Here is a 17,031-nt window from a genome sequence, read left to right on the forward strand (position 1 = left end):
GGTAGGCTGCACCATCGCTTGCCTGTCCTCGAAAGGAACGCGCCGTGCCGACGTCCAACGCCAGCACCACCGAGACCGCAAAGTCAGCGCCCACCGGTGGTGTCCAGTCCCTCGAGCGCGCCTTCGACCTGCTCGAGCGGATGGCCGACGCCGGTGGCGAGGTCGGACTGAGCGAGTTGTCGGCCAGCAGCGGCCTGCCGCTGCCCACGATCCACCGCCTCATGCGCACCCTGGTCGCCTGCGGCTACGTACGCCAGCAGCCCAACCGGCGCTACGCGCTCGGCCCCCGCCTGATCCGCCTCGGCGAGTCCGCGTCCCGGCTGCTCGGCACCTGGGCCCGCCCCTACCTGGCGCGGCTGGTCGAGGAGACGGGCGAGACGGCGAACATGGCACTGCTCGACGGCGACGAGATCGTCTACGTGGCCCAGGTGCCGTCGAAGCACTCCATGCGGATGTTCACCGAGGTCGGCCGGCGCGTACTGCCGCACTCCACCGGAGTGGGCAAGGCGCTGCTCGCGGACACCCCGGCCGAGGAGGTGCGGGCACTGCTCGCGCGCACCGGCATGCCGGCGGCGACCGAGAAGACGATCACCACACCGGACGGGTTCCTCGACGCACTCGAGGAGGTGCGGGGGCTCGGGTACGCCGTCGACGACAACGAGCAGGAAATAGGAGTCCGGTGTCTCGCGGTGACCGTGCCGGACTCCCCGACGGCGGCGGCGATCTCCATCTCCGGTCCCGCGGGTCGGGTCACGGAGGCGGCCACGGACAAGATCGTGCCGGTGCTTCAGCAGGTCGCGCGGGAGTTGTCGGCGGCGCTGGCCAGCACGGGTGCCGGGGCGGGCGTCTAGCCACCGGGTGCGGGTCGGCAGGCGCGGCCGGGCCGCCCCCGGGCGGCACCGGCGGCCCGACGGTCAGGCCACCCAGTGGGGCCGCCCCGGGGCGACCTCGCCCCCCGCCAGCCCCTCGGAGAGCCCCGTCGCGATGCGCCGCACCGCCTCCTCCGCCCGTTCCGCCGGCTGGGTGTAGGGGAAGCGCAGCCGGTGCTCGAAGGTCCCGGGGTCCGCCCCGAAGCGGGACCCGCCCTCGATCCGCACCCCGTGCCGCAGCGCCGCCTGCGCGAGCGCCGACGCGACCGGCCGGCCCAGATCCACCCAGAGCGACAGCCCGCCGGGCGGCAGCTGCCAGCGCCATTCCGGGAAGGTACGGCCGAGCAGCTCCGCCAGCCGGTCCCGCTGCTCCCGCAGGATCGGCAGCCGGCGGCGCAGGATCTCCTCCTCGCGCTCCAGGAGCCGGCCCGCCACGAGCTGGTCGAGCACCGACCCCGACATGTCGGCGGTCACCCGCAGCGTCGTCAGCTCCGTGATGAGCCGGGTGCCCGCGCGCACCCAGCCGACCCGCAGCCCGCTCCAGTGACCCTTGCTCAACGAGCCGACGGTCACGACCTGTTCGCCTCCGCCGCCGGTGGCCAGCGACCCGAACGGCGGCGGCGTCGGCACGTCCAGCGCGATGTCCGCCACCGTCTCGTCGACCACGAGCCAGGTCCCCGTCGCCCGCGCGGCCGTCAGCAGCCGCTGGCGCTGGGCCTGCGGCATGACCCGGCCCGTCGGGTTCTGGAAGTCGGGGATCAGGTAGGCGAGCCGCGGCGCCGCCTGCCGCAGCGTCGCCTCCATCAGCTCGGTGTCCCAGCCGTCCGCCGAGACCGGCACGGGGACCGTGCGCAGGCCCAGCTGCCGGATCACCGCGAGCGCGTTCGCGTACGAGGGGTTCTCCACCATGATCCGGTCGCCGGGCCGGCCGAGCAGCGTCAGGGTCAGGGAGACGGCCTGCTGGGCGCCGGTCGTCACGAGGATCTGGTCGGGCAGGGTGGGCAGCCCGCGCCGCGTGTACCGCTCGGCGATCGCGGCCCGCAGCTCCGGCAGCCCGTACGGGTGGTAGCCCGCGGTCTCCGCGTGCCGGGCCACGTCGGGCGCCGCCGCCGCGTACGCCGCGGACAGTTCGTCGGCGAGCGCGCCCGGCGCGGCGATGGCCAGGTCGATCACCCCCTCGCCGGCGGCCGGCGTCGCCACGCTGGTCGGCCGCACCCCCTCGGGGAGCTCGGTCCAGGTGCCCGCGCCGCGCCTGCTGCGCGCGTAACCGCTCTCCCGCAGCAGGTCGTACGCGGAGGTGACGGTCGCCCGGCTGACCCCCAGGGCCGCCGCGAACTCGCGCTCGGCGGGCAACCGGGCGTGCAGGGCGATCCGGCCGTCGAGGAGCAGGGTGCGCACGCCCTGGGCCAGGGCTCGATAGCCGGGCCGCTCGCCCGTCACCCCCGTCACCAGCGTGCCGAGCCGCCTGCTGCCGAGCGCTCCCGCGGTGCCGCTCATCCCGCCTCCTGCCATGCCACATCTCCGGTATTGGCCCTGCCGTCCAGGCCAATCAGCCTACAGAATGCTGCGCAGTGGCCTGGAAGCGGACGAGGAGGCATGCCATGAGGACCGGCACGAGGGACGGGGGCGGCGCGGCCGCGCGCAGCGGGAGGGTCGTCGTCGGGGTCGGCGGGTCACCCGCGAGCCTGGGCGCGCTGCGCCTCGCCGTCGCGCACGCCCGCCGGTCCGGCCGGGACCTCGTCGCCGTGCTCGCCTGGGAGCCGCCCGAGGGCGAGGGGCTGTACCTGCGCCGGCCCGATCCGCAGTGGGCCCGGTTCTGGTACGAGGAGGCCCGTGGCGCGCTGGCCCGGGCCGTCGAGCAGGCGCTCGGCGGGGTCCCGGCGGATCTGCGCGTCGAGCTGCGGGTGGTGCGGGCGCGGGCGGACCGCGCCCTGCTCGACCTCGCCGGGCGGCCCGACGACCTGATCGTGGTGGGAGCGCGGCCGCGCCGCTTCCGCCGGGGGCGGGTCGAGCGGGCGCTGCGGCGGTCCGCGGGATGCCCGGTGCTCACCGTTCCCCTGCGGGGCGCGCTGCGGGGGGATCTGCGGGCCCTGCGACGTGCGTCCCCGGCGGACTTCGGCCTCAGCGGCTGAGGGGCTGGAGACTGGGGACTGGAGACTGGGGGCTGGTCGCGTCGGGGCCGCTCGCGCCCGGCGCGACGAGCCCTCACCCGCGCGGCGGCCCCCCGAACAGCTCGACAGCCCCCCGCACCTGCGACAGCGCCGGGGCCAACGCGCTCACGGACCCGACGGCCCCGGCGACGAGCAGCAGCGACCGCCGCAGCCGCGGCACCTCCGGCGCCCCGCCCCGCGCCATCGCGTCCAGCGCCGCCAGCTCGTCCTCCGCGATGCCCCGGTCCGGGAACTCGACCGCGTACCCGGCCAGTTCACGGCGCAGCCGGGACACCGCGCTCCGCAGCTCCGCCACTCTCGGGTCCTCGTCGCTGCCCGCCACCGACCCGTGCTCGACACTCCGCAACACAGCTCTCCCCCTCGCACATCGTTGTGCGCCGGTCATACGTCCCCCGTACATCGTTCTCGTGCATGGTTCCCGTGCACCGGCCCCGAGCGGTGGTCAAACGCTCAACCGGCTTGCGTGGCCGCCCAGTTAACGCCACGCGCCCCCCTTTTCGCCAGTCCGTTGCGCAAGGCGACCGCATGCGGCGCGCACCGTCCGCGGCCCCGCCGCGCCGCGGTGCGGTATGCAGGAGCCATGACGACTGGTGAGACACAGGTGGCGGGGCTGCTCCTCGCCGCGGGCGGCGGGCGGCGGCTCGGCGGGCGGCCCAAGGCGCTGCTCCCCCATCACGGCCGGCCCCTCGTGGAGCACGCGGCGCAGGTGCTGCGCGCGGGCGGCTGCGGCCCGCTCCACGTGGTTCTCGGCGCGGCGTCCGACACCGTACGGGAGCGGGCACGGCTGGACGGGTTCACCACGGTGGTGAACCCCGACTGGGCCGAGGGCATGGGCTCGTCCCTGCGTGCCGGTCTCGCCTCGCTCGCGGGGACGGACGCCGCCGCGGCGCTCGTCCTCCTGGTGGACCAGCCGGGCATCGGCGCCGCGGCGGTGGCCCGGGTCCGGGCGGCGTACCGCTCGCCGGCGACCCTCGCGGCGGCCGCGTACGACGGGGAGCGCGGCCATCCGGTGCTGTTCGGCCGGGAGCACTGGGCGGGGATCGCGGCGAGCGCGACGGGCGACCGCGGTGCGCGGGCCTATCTGAAGGAGCACGGTGGATCCGTGGAACTGGTGGAGTGCGGTGACGTCGCCGAGGCCTTCGACATCGACACCGAGGCGGATCTCGGCCACCTTGAGTAAGAGGCGTGGCACTGAGCGCCACGTTCTGTCGACTCAGAGAATCTCGACATCAACAAACCATTGAACTTCCACGATAAGGAAACTAGTATCCACTGTTCAGAAGGGCCGGTCCCCCGTAGCGGGGCCAGCAGCCATACCCAGGCGTCCCGGCACCCGGTGCCGCGCGCGTCCGCTCGCTGAAGGAAGTGACAGCCTCATGTCCGCACCAGCGCCGTCCCCGCTGGCCATCGTCGACGCCGAGCCCCTGCCCCGGCAGGACGAGGTGCTCACCGATGCGGCCCTCGCCTTCGTGGCCGAGCTGCACCGGCTGTTCACGCCGCGGCGTGACGAGCTTCTCGCCCGCCGCGCCGAGCGCCGCGCCGAGATCGCCCGCACCTCCACGCTCGACTTCCGCCCGGAGACCGCCGCCGTCCGCGCCGACGACTCCTGGAAGGTCGCCGAGGCCCCGGCCGCGCTGCTCGACCGCCGCGTCGAGATCACCGGCCCGACCGACCGCAAGATGACGATCAACGCCCTGAACTCGGGCGCCCGGGTGTGGCTCGCCGACTTCGAGGACGCCTCGGCCCCCACGTGGGAGAACGTCATCGGCGGCCAGCTGAACCTGACCGCCGCCTACGGCCGCTCCATCGACTTCACCGACGAGCGCACGGGCAAGTCGTACGCGCTCAAGGACGCCGACCAGCTCGCGACCGTCGTGATGCGCCCGCGCGGCTGGCACCTCGATGAGCGCCACCTGGTGGACGCGGCCGGCAAGCCCGTCCCCGGCGCGCTGGTCGACTTCGGCCTCTACTTCTTCCACAACGCCAAGAAGCTCATCGAGCTCGGCAAGGGCCCGTACTTCTACCTGCCGAAGACCGAGTCGTACCTCGAGGCCCGCCTGTGGAACGACATCTTCGTCTTCGCCCAGGACTACGTCGGCGTCCCGCAGGGCACCGTCCGCGCCACCGTCCTCATCGAGACGATCACGGCCGCGTACGAGATGGAGGAGATCCTCTACGAGCTGCGCGACCACGCCTCGGGGCTGAACGCCGGCCGCTGGGACTACCTGTTCTCCATCGTCAAGAACTTCCGTGACGGCGGCGCCAAGTTCGTCCTGCCGGACCGCAACGCGGTGACGATGACCGCCCCGTTCATGCGCGCCTACACCAAACTGCTCGTGCACACCTGCCACAAGCGCGGCGCGCACGCGATCGGCGGCATGGCGGCCTTCATCCCGTCCCGCAAGGACGCGGAGGTCAACAAGGTGGCGTTCGCGAAGGTCCGCGACGACAAGGACCGCGAGGCGGGCGACGGCTTCGACGGCTCCTGGGTCGCCCACCCCGACCTCGTCCCGATCGCCATGGAGTCCTTCGACAAGGTCCTCGGCGACAAGCCGAACCAGAAGGACCGCCTGCGCGAGGACGTCTCCGTCGCCGCCGGCGACCTCATCGCGATCGACTCGCTCGACGCGAAGCCCACGTACGACGGCCTCGTCAACGCCGTCCAGGTCGGTATCCGGTACATCGAGGCGTGGCTGCGGGGCCTGGGCGCCGTCGCCATCTTCAACCTGATGGAGGACGCCGCCACCGCGGAGATCTCGCGCTCGCAGATCTGGCAGTGGATCAACGCCGGCGTCGTCTTCGAGAACGGCCAGGCCGCCACCGCCGAGCTGGCGCGGACGGTCGCCGCCGAGGAGCTGGCGAAGATCAAGGCCGAGATCGGTGAGGAGGCCTTCGCGGCCGGCACGTGGCAGCAGGCCCACGACCTGCTCCTCCAGGTCTCCCTGGACGCCGACTACGCGGACTTCCTCACGCTTCCCGCGTACGAGCAGCTCCGCTGATCCACCCGCGTCTCAGGCCCCCGGCACCGCACAGCGCCGGGGGCCTTCGCGCACCGTCGGCGTCCGCGCCCGCTCAGCCCAGGTGAACCGACCAGTCCTGCTGGGCCCCCGGCTTCCCGTGAAGATCCGGGACCCGCTTCAGCCAGGCCGGACGCTCCCGCTCCATGGCGGCAGCCCGCCGCGCGTCCACCGCGGCCAGCTCGTCCCGCGACGGGAAGTCGGTCGGCAGCCAGGAGGCCGAGCTGCGGGCGCGGGCCAGCAGAAAGTCCACGTACGCGCTCCGCACCGCGTCGGGCCCGTCGAATCCGGGCTCGTCCACCAGCCACGCGTCCGGCACCAGCGCGAGCACCTCCCGCAGCATCTCCTCTGTCACCCGCGGGGCGAGCTCCGCGTCGGCCGCCCGCACGTCGGGCCCGTACCCGCCGAGCGCGTGATGCCGGAAGTCGTACGCCTTCTCGGGCGCGGCCCCGTCCCAGCGGTGGTGGAAGACGAGCGCCGCCCCGTGGTCGATCAGCCAGAGCCTGGGCGGCGCCGTGCCGAACGTCGGCCAGACCATCAGGTTCGAACTGTGCACGGTGCGGTCCACGTTGACCGTGAGCGCGTCCAGCCAGACGATCCGCCCGGCCTCCAGCGGGTCGACGGGGAACGCGGCGGCGATCTCGGGCGTGAGGTCGGCGGCCCCCGGCAGGAAGTCCATGCCCAGATTGACCCCGGCGCTGGCCCGCAGCAGGTCCTGCACCTCCTGGTGCGGCTCGTCCGCGGCGACCGCCGGGTCGAAGTGCGCGAGCACCAGCTCGGGGAAGCGCAGCCCGAGCCGCCGGGCCAGCTCCCCGACGACGATCTCCGCGACGAGCGCCTTGACGCCCTGCGCGGAGCCGGTGAACTTCAGGACGTACGTCCCGAGGTCGTCCGCCTCGACGACACCGGGGACGGACCCTCCGGTGCGCAGCGGGTTCACATAGCGGACGGCAGTCACTTCTCGCAGCACAACGCCACTGTAGATCAGCGGGCGCGGCCGGTTCCTGCCGGTTTTCCGCCCGGGGCGCGCGCGGGCCTGGAAGGATCATGGCGGTGTCGTCGACCAGGGGGAGTGAAGCAGCCATGCGCAGGGACCAGGGACCGTCCGTCGCCGTCGTGGGCGGCAGCATCGCGGGATGTGCCGCGGCGCTGGCCGCGCGGCGGGCCGGGGCCGGGGCGATCACGGTGCACGAGCGGGCGGGCGGCGCCCTCGACTCGCGGGGCGTCGGCATCGCGCTGCACGACGACCGGTACGCGGAGCTGGCCGGTGCGGGCTATGTCGACGCGTCGATGCCGTGGGTGCAGATGACGACCCGGCACTGGTACGTACGCGACGACGCCGCCTCTCCCCTGGGCCGCAGGCTGTGGGCCCAGCCCTTCCCGTTCCGCACCTACAACTGGGGCTCGCTGTGGCGCGAGCTGCGGCGGCGGGTGCCCTCCGACGTGGACGTGCGGGCGGGCTCGCCGGTGCGCGAGGTGGCCGCCGCCCCGGACGGGGACGGGGTGCTGATCCGGGCCGGCGACGGGCCGGCCGAGCGGTTCGACCTGGTGGTCGGCGCGGACGGCTACCGGTCCGTGGTGCGGGCCGCGGCCTGCGGCGACGTGCTCCCGCAGTACGCCGGGTACACGGCCTGGCGCGGCGCCTTCCCCGTCGACCGGCTCTCCGCGCCCGGCCGGTGGCCCGAGGACGAGTGCGCGTACGTCGTCTTCCCGGGCGGGCATCTGATCGTGTACCGCATCCCGGCCCACGCCGGTGCGGGACAGCACGCCAACTGGGTGCTGTACGCGACGCCGCCGCCCGGGCACGCCCCGGCCCCCGACTCGCCGGTGAGCCTGCCGCCGGGCACCGCGCCGCAGCCGCTGCGGGACCGGCTGGGGTACATCGCCGAGGAGCTGCTGCCGCCGTACTGGGGTGAGCTGGTCCGGCTGACCACGGCCGAGGAGCTGATCCTCCAGCCCCTGTACGACTTCACCGCCGAGCGGTACACGGCGCCGGGGATGGCCCTGACCGGCGACGCGGCGACCGTGGCCCGGCCGCACACCGGCGCGGGCGCGGTCAAGGCGCTGCAGGACGCGACGGCCCTGGAGGCCGCGCTGACCGGAGCACCCGACGTGGCCGCCGCCCTCGCCGCGTACGACGCGGACCGCGCGCCCGTGGGGCGCACCATGGTGACGCTCGGCCGCCGGCTGGGCCGGGAGCTGGTCGAGCGGACCCCCGACTGGCCCTCCATGGACCGGGCGGCGCTGGAGGCGTGGTGGGGTGCGATGGACGGGGCGGGGGCGTTCGGCGGCCGGAGCATCGCGCGCGACGGCGACTGAAGTCCGCGGGGGCGGGCGGCGGCTGAGCCCCTGTCAGCATTTCCTCGCTGGTCCCCCGCTGTTTTGGCATCGGCGCGCCCGGCTCCATAGGATCCGCCGATGATCACTAGAAAACGGTTGGCGGCGGGCGCGGGTGCCCTGCTCACCGCCCTCGCCCTCGGCGGGTTCGGCCCCGTCGGCGGCGCGGCGGCCGCCGACGAGCCCGCGGGGGACAAGCCCGCCCCCAAGGTCGAACTCGTCCTGGACGTCAGCGGATCCATGCGGGCCCGCGACATCGACGGCGACTCCCGGATGGCCGCGGCGAAGCAGGCCTTCGACGAGGTGCTCGACGCGACACCCGAGGAGGTCGAGCTCGGCATACGCACCCTCGGTGCGAACTACCCCGGCGAGGACCGCAGGACGGGCTGCAAGGACACCGCGCAGCTCTATCCCGTGGGACCGCTGGACCGCACCGAGGCGAAGACCGCCGTGGCGACGCTGCGGCCCACCGGCTGGACGCCGATCGGCCCGGCCCTGCTCAAGGCCGCCGACGACCTGGAGGGCGGTGACGGCACCCGCCGCATCGTCCTCATCAGCGACGGCGAGGACACCTGTCAGCCGATGGACCCGTGCGAGGTCGCCCGAAAGATCGCGGCCAAGGGCATCGGCCTGACCATCGACACGCTCGGCCTCGTCGCCGACGCCAAGACGCGGGCGCAGCTGTCGTGCATCGCGGACGCGACCGGGGGCACGTACACCTCCGTCCGGCACAAGGACGAACTGACGGACCGCGTCGGCCAGTTGGTCGACCGTGCGGCGGACCCGGCCGTGACGCCGGTCGCGGTGGACGGCGCGGCGCAGTGCGCGGGCGCCCCGCAGCTCAAGCCCGGTCTGTACACGGACCGGGAGAAGTTCGGCGAGCACCGCTACTACCGGGTGGACGTCGCGCCGGGCAAGGAGCTGCGGGCCGCGGTGAGCGTCGCCGCCGACCGGGCGGTGAACCGGGACTACGGCGTGCTGCTGCGCGCCGTCACCACGCACGGCCGGGAGATCGTGCGCGGGCAAGGCGCCGGCGACGGGCGGACGGACGTCGTCTCGACGGGCCTGCGCTACCCGAGGCCGGAGGCCGGGTCGGGCACGGACGGGGCGGACGCGGACGGGTCGGACGCGGAGACGGTCTGCCTCCAGGTCTCGAACTCCTACTCCGCACCGGCCTCCGTGAAGACGACGCCGGGCCTGCCGGTCGAGCTCACCGTCGACGTCGTGGACGGGCCCGACGGCTCCTCCGACGTGGCGGCGTTCGGCCTGGGCCGCGGCTGGTGGCTGCTCGGCGCACTCGCCGTCGCCGGCCTCGTCGCCGGTGTGATCTGGGGCTGGCTCTCGCGCTGGCGCGTGGCCGTCTGGAGGACGAACTGATGCGACGCACAGGATTTCTGACGACCGCGCTGCTGGTCTGCGTGGGATCGTTCCTCGCGTTCGCCGGTCCGGCGGCCGCCGACGACGAGGACGACGCCACACCGAAGGCGCCGACCGAGGCGGGCACGTCGTTCCGCACGGCGGCCGCCTTCGAGCAGGGCCAGAAGGCCACGGCGAGCGCCTCGACGGGCGACTACCTGTACTGGTCGTTCCCCGCGGACGCCGGTGAGCGGCCGACGGTTCGCGCGCAGGTGAAGCTGCCCGCGGCGCAGTCCCGGCACGGGGCGCAGACCTGGCGGATCGACGTGTACGACGGTCTGCGGCGCCGCCAGGCGTGCATGTACGGGATGCAGGCGCGCTCGGCGCCGGCCGACGCCGAGCGGGTCGAACTGGCCTGCACCCTGCGTCCGGTGCGGGCCTGGTCCGAGCCGTGGGCCGACGACCCGCTGCCCGGCGCGTACTACGTCCGGCTGACGGTGTCCGCGCTCGACGACGCGGATCTGGGCCTTCCGGTGTCGGCGTCCGTCGAGGCGGAGTCGAAGGACCTCGGCGGCGCCGTGGCCGTCGACGGTGCGCTGTCGACGCCGCTGCTGCCCCCGGGTGCCTCGGCGGACGACCACGACTGGGCGTCCGCCTGGTGGACCTCCCGCTGGATCTGGACCGGTCTCGGCGCCGCCCTCGCCGCCCTGACCGGCATCTGGGGCTACACCCTGACGCGCCCCCGTCGCCCGTGACCACCCGCTGAGTCCCGCTCCCCCGGAGGCACACCGCGTGCCCTCCAGGGGGTGCGGGGCTCAGCCCCGCAGCAGCGCCTTCGCCAGCGCGCCCTCGCCGGTCACCCGGGCCGAACCCGCCCGCACCGCCTGCGCCACCGCCAGGTCGCCCCGGGCGATCCCCGCGGCGGCCTCCGCGCTCAGCTCCAGCCGCACATCGGCCTCGCCCTCCCCGACGGCCCCCTCCCCGTACGGGTCCCCCTCGAGACCGACCCGCACGAAGAACTCGCCCTCGTCGACCCGTACCGCCACCACGCCGCTCTCGCCCAGGCCCGCGAGCCCCTGCAGCACGGGCAGGGCCAGCCAGTGCGCGCGCACCGCGTCGGTCGCCCGCCGCTCCGCGAGCAGCGGCGCGCCCCACTCCCCCAGCGCCTGCAGCACGGGCAGCAACGCCCGTCCGCTCGGGGTGAGTTCGTACACGTACGCCGAGGCGGGCGGGCTCAGGCGGCGGCGCGCGGCGATCCCGTCCCGCTCCATGTCCTTGAGGCGTGTGGCCAGCATGTCCGTGCTGACGCCGGGGAGATCGGCGTGCAGGTCCGTGTAGCGGCGCGGCCCGGCGAGGAGTTCCCGCACGATCAGCAGCGTCCAGCGGTCCCCGACGACGTCGAGAGCGCGGGCGGCTGCGCAGTACTGGTCGTAGCTTCGGCGTGACATGACAGGCAGTCTATGCAACTTGTTGGACTTTCCAAGCTCCAGCTTGGTAAAACCAAGTATCCCAGCTAGGAGGCACGCACATGGAGTTCCGGCAGTCGAGCAAGCTGAGCGAGGTCTGCTACGAGATCCGCGGCCCGGTGATCGAGCACGCCAACGCGCTGGAGGAGGCGGGCCACAGCGTGCTGCGCCTGAACACCGGCAACCCGGCCCTGTTCGGCTTCGAGGCGCCGGAGGAGATCGTCCAGGACATGATCCGGATGCTCCCGCAGGCGCACGGCTACACGGACTCCCGTGGCGTCCTCTCCGCCCGGCGCGCCGTCGCGCAGCGCTACCAGACCCTGGGCCTCGAGGTCGACGTCGACGACGTCTACCTGGGCAACGGCGTCTCCGAGCTGATCACCATGGCCATGCAGGCCCTGCTCGAGAACGGCGACGAAGTCCTCATCCCCGCGCCGGACTTCCCCCTGTGGACAGCGGTCACGAACCTCTCCGGCGGCAGGGCCGTCCACTACCTCTGCGACGAACAGGCCGACTGGAACCCGGACCTCGCCGACATGGAGTCGAAGATCACGGACCGCACCAAGGCGGTCGTCATCATCAACCCCAACAACCCCACCGGCGCCGTCTACCCCAAGGAGATCGTCGAGGGCATCCTCGACCTGGCCCGCCGGCACGGCCTGATGGTGTTCGCCGACGAGATCTACGACCAGATCCTGTACGACGACGCCGTGCACCACAGCGCCGCCGCCCTCGCCCCCGACCTGGTCGTCCTCACGTTCTGCGGGCTGTCGAAGACGTACCGCGTGGCGGGCTTCCGGTCCGGCTGGCTGGTGGTCACCGGCCCCAAGCAGCACGCCAAGGACTACCTGGAGGGCCTCACGATGCTGGCCTCCATGCGCCTGTGCGCCAACGCCCCGGCGCAGTACGCGATCCAGGCCGCGCTCGGCGGCCGCCAGTCGATCCGCGACCTGACCGCGCCGGGCGGCCGGCTGCACGAGCAGCGCGACAAGGCGTGGGAGAAGCTCAACGAGATCCCGGGCGTCAGCTGCGTCAAGCCCAAGGGCGCCCTCTACGCGTTCCCCCGCATCGACCCGGCCGTGCACCCGATCGTCGACGACGAGAAGTTCGTCCTGGACCTGCTGCTGCGCGAGAAGATCCAGGTCGTCCAGGGCACGGGTTTCAACTGGCCACGGCCCGACCACTTCCGCATCCTGACCCTCCCGTACGCCGACGACCTCGACGCGGCGATCAGCCGCATCGGCCGCTTTCTGACCGGGTACCGCCAGTGACCCGGTCCGGGGACGCGGCGGCGGACGGCGGCGTGCGCGTGCTGCTGATCGGCGGCACGTCGCACACCGGCAAGTCGACGGCGGCCCGCGCGGTGGCGGACCGGCTCGGCTTCGCCTGCCTGTCGACGGACGGCCTCGCCCGGCATCCCGGCCGCCCCTGGCCGACCGAGGACCGCCCTCAGGTGCCGCCGCACGTCGCCGAGCACTACACCACGCTGCCCGCCGACGCGCTCCTGCGCTCGGTCCTCGACCACTACGAGCGGCTCTGGCCCCGCGTCGAGGAGCTGATCACCCCGTACGCCCTGACGGCCGGACCCGCGCGTGGGCTCGTCCTGGAGGGCTCGGCCCTGTGGCCCGAGCGGGTCGCCCGGCTGACGCTGCCCCGCACGGCCGCGGTCTGGCTCACGGCGCGCCCGGCCGTGCTCACCTCCCGCATGCACACCACGTCGGGGTACGACGGGCTGCCGGTTGCGGGGCGCCGCCTGGTCGACGCCTTCCTCGGACGGACCCTGCGCTACCGGACCGCGATGCTCGACGCCGCCGGGCGGCTGGGACTCCCCCTGCTCGACACGGCGCCAGCCCGCACTCCGGACCGGCTGGCGGCGGCCGTGCTCGATGCGGCGCGGACTGTCAGGTGTTGAGCGACTTGTCCGGGTGGACGGGCGCGTCCGGTCGCGGACGAGGGGCGCGGAGCGGGAGGGGGCTGAACGGCCGGTTCCGCCCGGCCGTTACGGTCGGGGGATGGAGAACGTACTGCGTCCGCTGACCGTGATCGGCGGCTCCGTCGTGCTCACCCTCCTCGTCGGGTGGGCCGTGGACCGTCTGCTGCAGCGCGCCGACCGGCGCCACCCCGAGACCCCGCTGTGGGGGCTGCTGCGCCGCTGCCGGCTCCCGTACCAGCTGGTGCTGTGCGCGGCCCTGCTGCGCGGCTCCTACGACCAGGCCGAGCTGGCCCGGGACCACACGGCCGCGATCGGACGCCTGCTCAGTCTCGTCCTCATCGGGGCCACGGCCTGGCTCGTCATGCGGATCGCGACGGCGATCGTCGAGTCGTCCTACGCCCGCTACGCGCACCAGCACCGGGACCCCGAACGGGTACGCCGGGTGCGGACCCAGGTCACCCTGATCCAGCGGATCGTCACGGCCGTGGTCGGCGTGGTGGCGGTCGCCGCGATGCTGCTCACGTTCCCCGCGTTCCGCGCGGCCGGCGCCTCGCTGCTCGCGTCCGCCGGCATCGTCGGCATCGTCGCCGGTGTCGCCGCCCAGTCGACGCTGGGCAACCTCTTCGCCGGATTCCAGATCGCGTTCGGCGACATGGTGCGGATCGGCGACACCGTCGTGGTCGACGGCGAGTGGGGCACCATCGAGGAGGTCACCCTCACGTATCTGACGGTCCGCACGTGGGACGAGCGCCGGATCACCATGCCGGTCTCCTACTTCACCTCGATGCCGTTCGAGAACTGGTCGCGCGGCGGCGCCCAGATGACCGGCACGGTCTACTTCCACCTGGACCACAGCGCTCCGATGGACGCGATGCGCGAGCAGCTGCACGCCATCCTGCTCGAGTGCCCGGCCTGGGACGGCCGCAACTGGGGGCTGGCCGTCACGGACACGACGCCGAGCACGCTCCAGGTACGGGCCGTCGTCACCGCGAAGGACGCGGACGACATCTGGACGGTGCGCGTCACGGTCCGCGAGCACCTGATCCGCTGGCTCACCGACGAGCACCCCTACGCCCTGCCGCGCGTCAACACGGCGCCTGCCGCACCGGTTCCGGACACGGACGCGGTGTCCCTGACCCGCGCGGGCCGGCCGCCGCGGACCGGTCGCGGCTGACGGCGCGGGCGACAGCGCGGGCGGGCGGGCCGCTCGACAGCGTCGCGTTCATCGGGTTGAGTTCGTCCCCGGGCCCGGCGGCGGACGTCACGGGCCGGACGCCGGGCTGCGGCCGTTCGACGAGGGGTGCGGTGGGATGGAAGCGGCGCTGATTGCCGTGCTGGGCACGTTGCTGGGGTCCGTGGTCACGCACTTCTTCCAGGCGCGGGCCAGCGTGCGCAGTGCCGAGCTGGCGCGGGCCGAGCAGATCCGGCAGGAGCGGATCGCGGCGTACAGCGCGTTCGCCGGGGTGCTGCACGACTACCGGCGGGCGCAGAACGACCGCTGGTACCGGGCCCGGGAGGACGGGCCGTCCGGCGCCGCCGACGCCTCCCGCTTCGCCTCGTACGAGGCGCGGATCGCGGCGCGGGCCGGGCTCACCCGGCTCCAGCTGGTCTGCGGTGATGCCACCCTGCGCCAACTGGCGGTGCAGGCCTTCGAGTTCACGCACTGCATGCACGAGGCCGCCGACGAGAGCGAACGGGACCGGCGCTCCCGGCAGGCCAAGACGGCCCTGGACACCTTCGTGTCCCGGGCCGCGCCGACCGTCGACCGGTGACTCAGACGCGGCCGAGAAGCGAGTCGAGGGCCACGACCGGGTCGGGGGACGGCTCGCCGCGGGGCCACCAGTCCTCGCGGCCGGGGTCCGACTCGTAGCCGTACCAGCGTCCGTCGCGGCCCAGGCGGAGCTGGAGCGACACGGCCGACAGATGATTGCGCCGGGGCCGGAACTCCGGGTGGCCCGCGGCCAGGAGAGCGGGGCGGGCCCGGTCGAAGGGACCGGCCGGCGGGTCCCACTCCTCCTCGAGGACCCCGAGCCCGTCGGCGCCGCCCTGCCGCCAGGCGGCCACCGCACGGGCGAGGTCCCCCGGGGTGCGCCCGGTGCCGCGGGCCAGCGACGCGTACAGGGTGCGGGTGGCCGCGGTGAGCCCCGCCCCGGGGTGCGCGGCGGCCAGCCGGACGGCGTCCTGCCAGGGCGTGAACCCGGCGATCGGGTCGGCGCCCGTCGTCAGGAGCGCGTGCGCGCGGGCGGCCGCCTCGGTGGCGAGGAGGTCGAGGGAGAGCGGGTCGGGGGCGCCCTGCGCCTGCGGGTAGGACGGCGGGCGCTCCGGGCGCGCGGGCGGCGGGAACTCGGGGGGCGGCGGGGGCCGTCGGTCCGCGGCCCGGGCGAACACGTCGCGGGCGGGCACCGAGTCGAGCTCCGGTCCTGCGGCCTCCGCGCCCTCGCTCTGCTCCTGCGCCGTGTGCGCGGCGTGCCGCCGGGTGAGTGCGGCGAGCAGCTCCTGCTCGCCGCGGCCGCGCAGCAGGAACAGGACGAACGGGTCCTCGTCGATCAGCCGCGCCGTCTGGTGGCAGAGCGCGGCGGCGTGCTTGCAGGGCTGGACCCGGTCGGGGCAGGTGCAGTCGGGGGTGAGGTCGTCGACGGCGGGCAGCAGGCCGCAGGTCGCGGCGAGGGCGTGCGGGACGTCCTTGTCGAGGAGCGAGGCCATGTGGTCGGGGCGCGCGGCGGCGCTCTGCACGAAGCGGTCCCAGGCCTCGTCCGGCAGGGTGCGCAGCACCAGTTCGGCCCGGTAGGGGCGGGGGCGCGAGCCGTGCACGTACGCGACGACGCGGCCGGGCGTGACGGTGATCGCGTCGACGTGGCCGCGGTCCGCGTACGCGCGCCCGCGGGCGAGCCGCGCGGGATCGAGGGCGGTGTCCTCCAGGGCGTCCACCCAGGCGTTCCCCCACCAGGTGAGGGCGAAGGCGGTGGCCGGCCGTGCGCGTGGGGGCAGCGGCGGGAAGGTGCGGCGGGTGTCGGTGTGCCGGGCCTGCGCCTGCTCGCCGGAGCGGGCGCGGCCGGGGACGTGCGCGGCGGGCCGGCGCGGCCGTGCGGGACTCATGACGTCTGCCTCCGCAGCGAGACGAGATCGCTCAGATCACGGTCGGACAGCTCGGTGAGGGCGGCCTCGCCGGAGCCGAGCACGGCGTCGGCCAGCGCCCGCTTGCCCGCGAGCAGTTCGGCGATGCGGTCCTCGACGGTGCCCTCGGTGATGAGGCGGTGGACCTGGACGGGCTGGGTCTGTCCGATGCGGTAGGCGCGGTCGGTGGCCTGCTCCTCGACGGCCGGGTTCCACCAGCGGTCGAAGTGCACGACGTGGCCCGCGCGTGTGAGGTTCAGCCCGGTGCCGGCCGCCTTCAACGACAGTAGGAACACCGGGACTTCGCCCGCCTGGAACCGGTCGACCATCCGCTCGCGCTCGCTGACGGGCGTGCCGCCGTGCAGCAGTTGGCTCGCGATGCCCCGGGTGGTCAGGTGGGTGGCGAGGAGCTTCGCCATCGAGACGTACTGGGTGAAGACGAGCACGGAGCCGCCCGAACCGTCCTCCGCAACGATCGTGTCCAAGAGCTCGTCGAGCAGCGCCAGCTTGCCGGACCGGCCCGCGAGCCGGGGGCGGCCGTCCTCGGCCTCCTTCAGGTACTGCGCCGGGTGGTTGCAGATCTGCTTGAGGGAGGTGAGCAGCTTCATGACGAGGCCGCGCCGGCCGATGCCCTCCGCGGCCTCGATCTGCGCCATGGACTCGCGGACCACGGCCTCGTAGAGAGAGGCCTGTTCGCGGGTGAGGGGCGCCGGGTGGTCGGACTCGGTCTTGGGCGGCAGCTCGGGCACGATGCCCGGGTCGGACTTC

General features: G+C 74.3%; 17 protein-coding genes. 11 read left to right on the plus strand and 6 right to left on the minus strand.

Features of this window, described 5'->3' with window-relative positions; translation table 11 throughout:
- The first annotated feature begins 44 nt into the window (after positions 1 to 44).
- Positions 45 to 851 (plus strand): IclR family transcriptional regulator, encoded by an 807-nt coding sequence (locus GTW43_RS20575; RefSeq protein WP_161303488.1) that lies wholly within the window; start codon positions 45 to 47, stop codon positions 849 to 851.
- A 63-nt stretch (positions 852 to 914) separates the two neighbouring features.
- On the opposite strand, the gene GTW43_RS20580 is transcribed toward GTW43_RS20575, so the two are convergent.
- Positions 915 to 2,366 (minus strand): PLP-dependent aminotransferase family protein, encoded by a 1,452-nt coding sequence (locus GTW43_RS20580; protein ID WP_237536717.1) that lies wholly within the window; start codon positions 2,364 to 2,366, stop codon positions 915 to 917.
- A gap of 104 nt (positions 2,367 to 2,470) precedes the next feature.
- Between GTW43_RS20580 and GTW43_RS20585 the strand changes: the two genes are divergently transcribed.
- Positions 2,471 to 3,001, plus strand: a complete 531-nt coding sequence (locus GTW43_RS20585; RefSeq protein ID WP_161303490.1) for a universal stress protein — start codon at positions 2,471 to 2,473, stop codon at positions 2,999 to 3,001.
- 73 nt (positions 3,002 to 3,074) lie between these two features.
- Here GTW43_RS20585 and GTW43_RS20590 read toward each other — a convergent pair whose 3' ends face one another.
- Entirely contained in the window at positions 3,075 to 3,389 is a 315-nt protein-coding gene (locus GTW43_RS20590) for a DUF5955 family protein (RefSeq protein ID WP_161303491.1), read from the minus strand.
- Positions 3,390 to 3,620: 231 nt separating this feature from the next.
- On the opposite strand from GTW43_RS20590, the gene GTW43_RS20595 reads away from it, so the two are divergent.
- Together GTW43_RS20595 and aceB are read left to right on the plus strand one after the other, a co-directional pair.
- Positions 3,621 to 4,220 carry a nucleotidyltransferase family protein gene (locus GTW43_RS20595; RefSeq protein ID WP_161303492.1) on the plus strand — a complete coding sequence of 200 codons (600 nt, stop codon included), beginning with the start codon at positions 3,621 to 3,623 and terminating at the stop codon, positions 4,218 to 4,220.
- 196 nt (positions 4,221 to 4,416) lie between these two features.
- Positions 4,417 to 6,039, plus strand: coding sequence for a malate synthase A (gene aceB, locus GTW43_RS20600; RefSeq protein ID WP_161303493.1), 1,623 nt, complete (start codon positions 4,417 to 4,419; stop codon positions 6,037 to 6,039).
- Between the two features lie 73 nt (positions 6,040 to 6,112).
- On the opposite strand, the gene GTW43_RS20605 is transcribed toward aceB, so the two are convergent.
- On the minus strand, positions 6,113 to 7,027 hold the full coding sequence (locus GTW43_RS20605; protein WP_161303494.1) for a HipA family kinase: 915 nt from the start codon (positions 7,025 to 7,027) through the stop codon (positions 6,113 to 6,115).
- 113 nt (positions 7,028 to 7,140) lie between these two features.
- Between GTW43_RS20605 and GTW43_RS20610 the strand changes: the two genes are divergently transcribed.
- From GTW43_RS20610 to GTW43_RS20620, 3 genes are all read left to right on the plus strand, one after another.
- A complete protein-coding gene (locus GTW43_RS20610) occupies positions 7,141 to 8,376 on the plus strand; it encodes an FAD-dependent monooxygenase (RefSeq protein WP_161303495.1) in 1,236 nt (411 codons plus the stop codon).
- Positions 8,377 to 8,475: 99 nt separating this feature from the next.
- Positions 8,476 to 9,771 (plus strand): VWA domain-containing protein, encoded by a 1,296-nt coding sequence (locus tag GTW43_RS20615; RefSeq protein WP_161303496.1) that lies wholly within the window; start codon positions 8,476 to 8,478, stop codon positions 9,769 to 9,771.
- Complete coding sequence (locus GTW43_RS20620) at positions 9,771 to 10,505, plus strand: hypothetical protein (protein ID WP_161303497.1); 735 nt, start codon at positions 9,771 to 9,773, stop codon at positions 10,503 to 10,505. The genes GTW43_RS20615 and GTW43_RS20620 overlap by 1 nt, the downstream gene beginning before the upstream one ends.
- Before the next feature lie 60 nt (positions 10,506 to 10,565).
- Here GTW43_RS20620 and GTW43_RS20625 read toward each other — a convergent pair whose 3' ends face one another.
- On the minus strand, positions 10,566 to 11,198 hold the full coding sequence (locus tag GTW43_RS20625) for a helix-turn-helix domain-containing protein (RefSeq protein ID WP_161303498.1): 633 nt from the start codon (positions 11,196 to 11,198) through the stop codon (positions 10,566 to 10,568).
- Positions 11,199 to 11,278: 80 nt separating this feature from the next.
- On the opposite strand from GTW43_RS20625, the gene GTW43_RS20630 reads away from it, so the two are divergent.
- The 4 genes from GTW43_RS20630 (at position 11,279) to GTW43_RS20645 (ending at position 14,921) form a co-directional block, all read left to right on the plus strand.
- Positions 11,279 to 12,487 carry a pyridoxal phosphate-dependent aminotransferase gene (locus GTW43_RS20630; RefSeq protein WP_161303499.1) on the plus strand — a complete coding sequence of 403 codons (1,209 nt, stop codon included), beginning with the start codon at positions 11,279 to 11,281 and terminating at the stop codon, positions 12,485 to 12,487.
- The gene (locus GTW43_RS20635; RefSeq protein WP_343246071.1) at positions 12,484 to 13,128 is read left to right on the plus strand and encodes a hypothetical protein; all 645 of its coding nucleotides are present in this window, start codon (positions 12,484 to 12,486) and stop codon (positions 13,126 to 13,128) included. Before GTW43_RS20630 ends, GTW43_RS20635 begins: the two co-directional genes overlap by 4 nt.
- A 100-nt stretch (positions 13,129 to 13,228) precedes the next feature.
- On the plus strand, positions 13,229 to 14,323 hold the full coding sequence (locus GTW43_RS20640) for a mechanosensitive ion channel domain-containing protein (RefSeq protein WP_161303500.1): 1,095 nt from the start codon (positions 13,229 to 13,231) through the stop codon (positions 14,321 to 14,323).
- A 136-nt stretch (positions 14,324 to 14,459) separates the two neighbouring features.
- Complete coding sequence (locus tag GTW43_RS20645) at positions 14,460 to 14,921, plus strand: hypothetical protein (RefSeq protein ID WP_161303501.1); 462 nt, start codon at positions 14,460 to 14,462, stop codon at positions 14,919 to 14,921.
- Between the two features lies 1 nt (position 14,922).
- On the opposite strand, the gene GTW43_RS20650 is transcribed toward GTW43_RS20645, so the two are convergent.
- Both GTW43_RS20650 and GTW43_RS20655 read right to left on the minus strand, forming a co-directional pair.
- On the minus strand, positions 14,923 to 16,245 hold the full coding sequence (locus GTW43_RS20650; RefSeq protein WP_161303502.1) for an SWIM zinc finger family protein: 1,323 nt from the start codon (positions 16,243 to 16,245) through the stop codon (positions 14,923 to 14,925).
- A partial coding sequence (locus GTW43_RS20655) for a DEAD/DEAH box helicase (protein WP_161303503.1) occupies positions 16,242 to 17,031 on the minus strand: 790 nt, incomplete at its 5' end. The genes GTW43_RS20650 and GTW43_RS20655, both read right to left, overlap by 4 nt.

Source organism: Streptomyces sp. SID5785 (genome assembly GCF_009870065.1).
Lineage (GTDB): Bacteria > Actinomycetota > Actinomycetes > Streptomycetales > Streptomycetaceae > Streptomyces.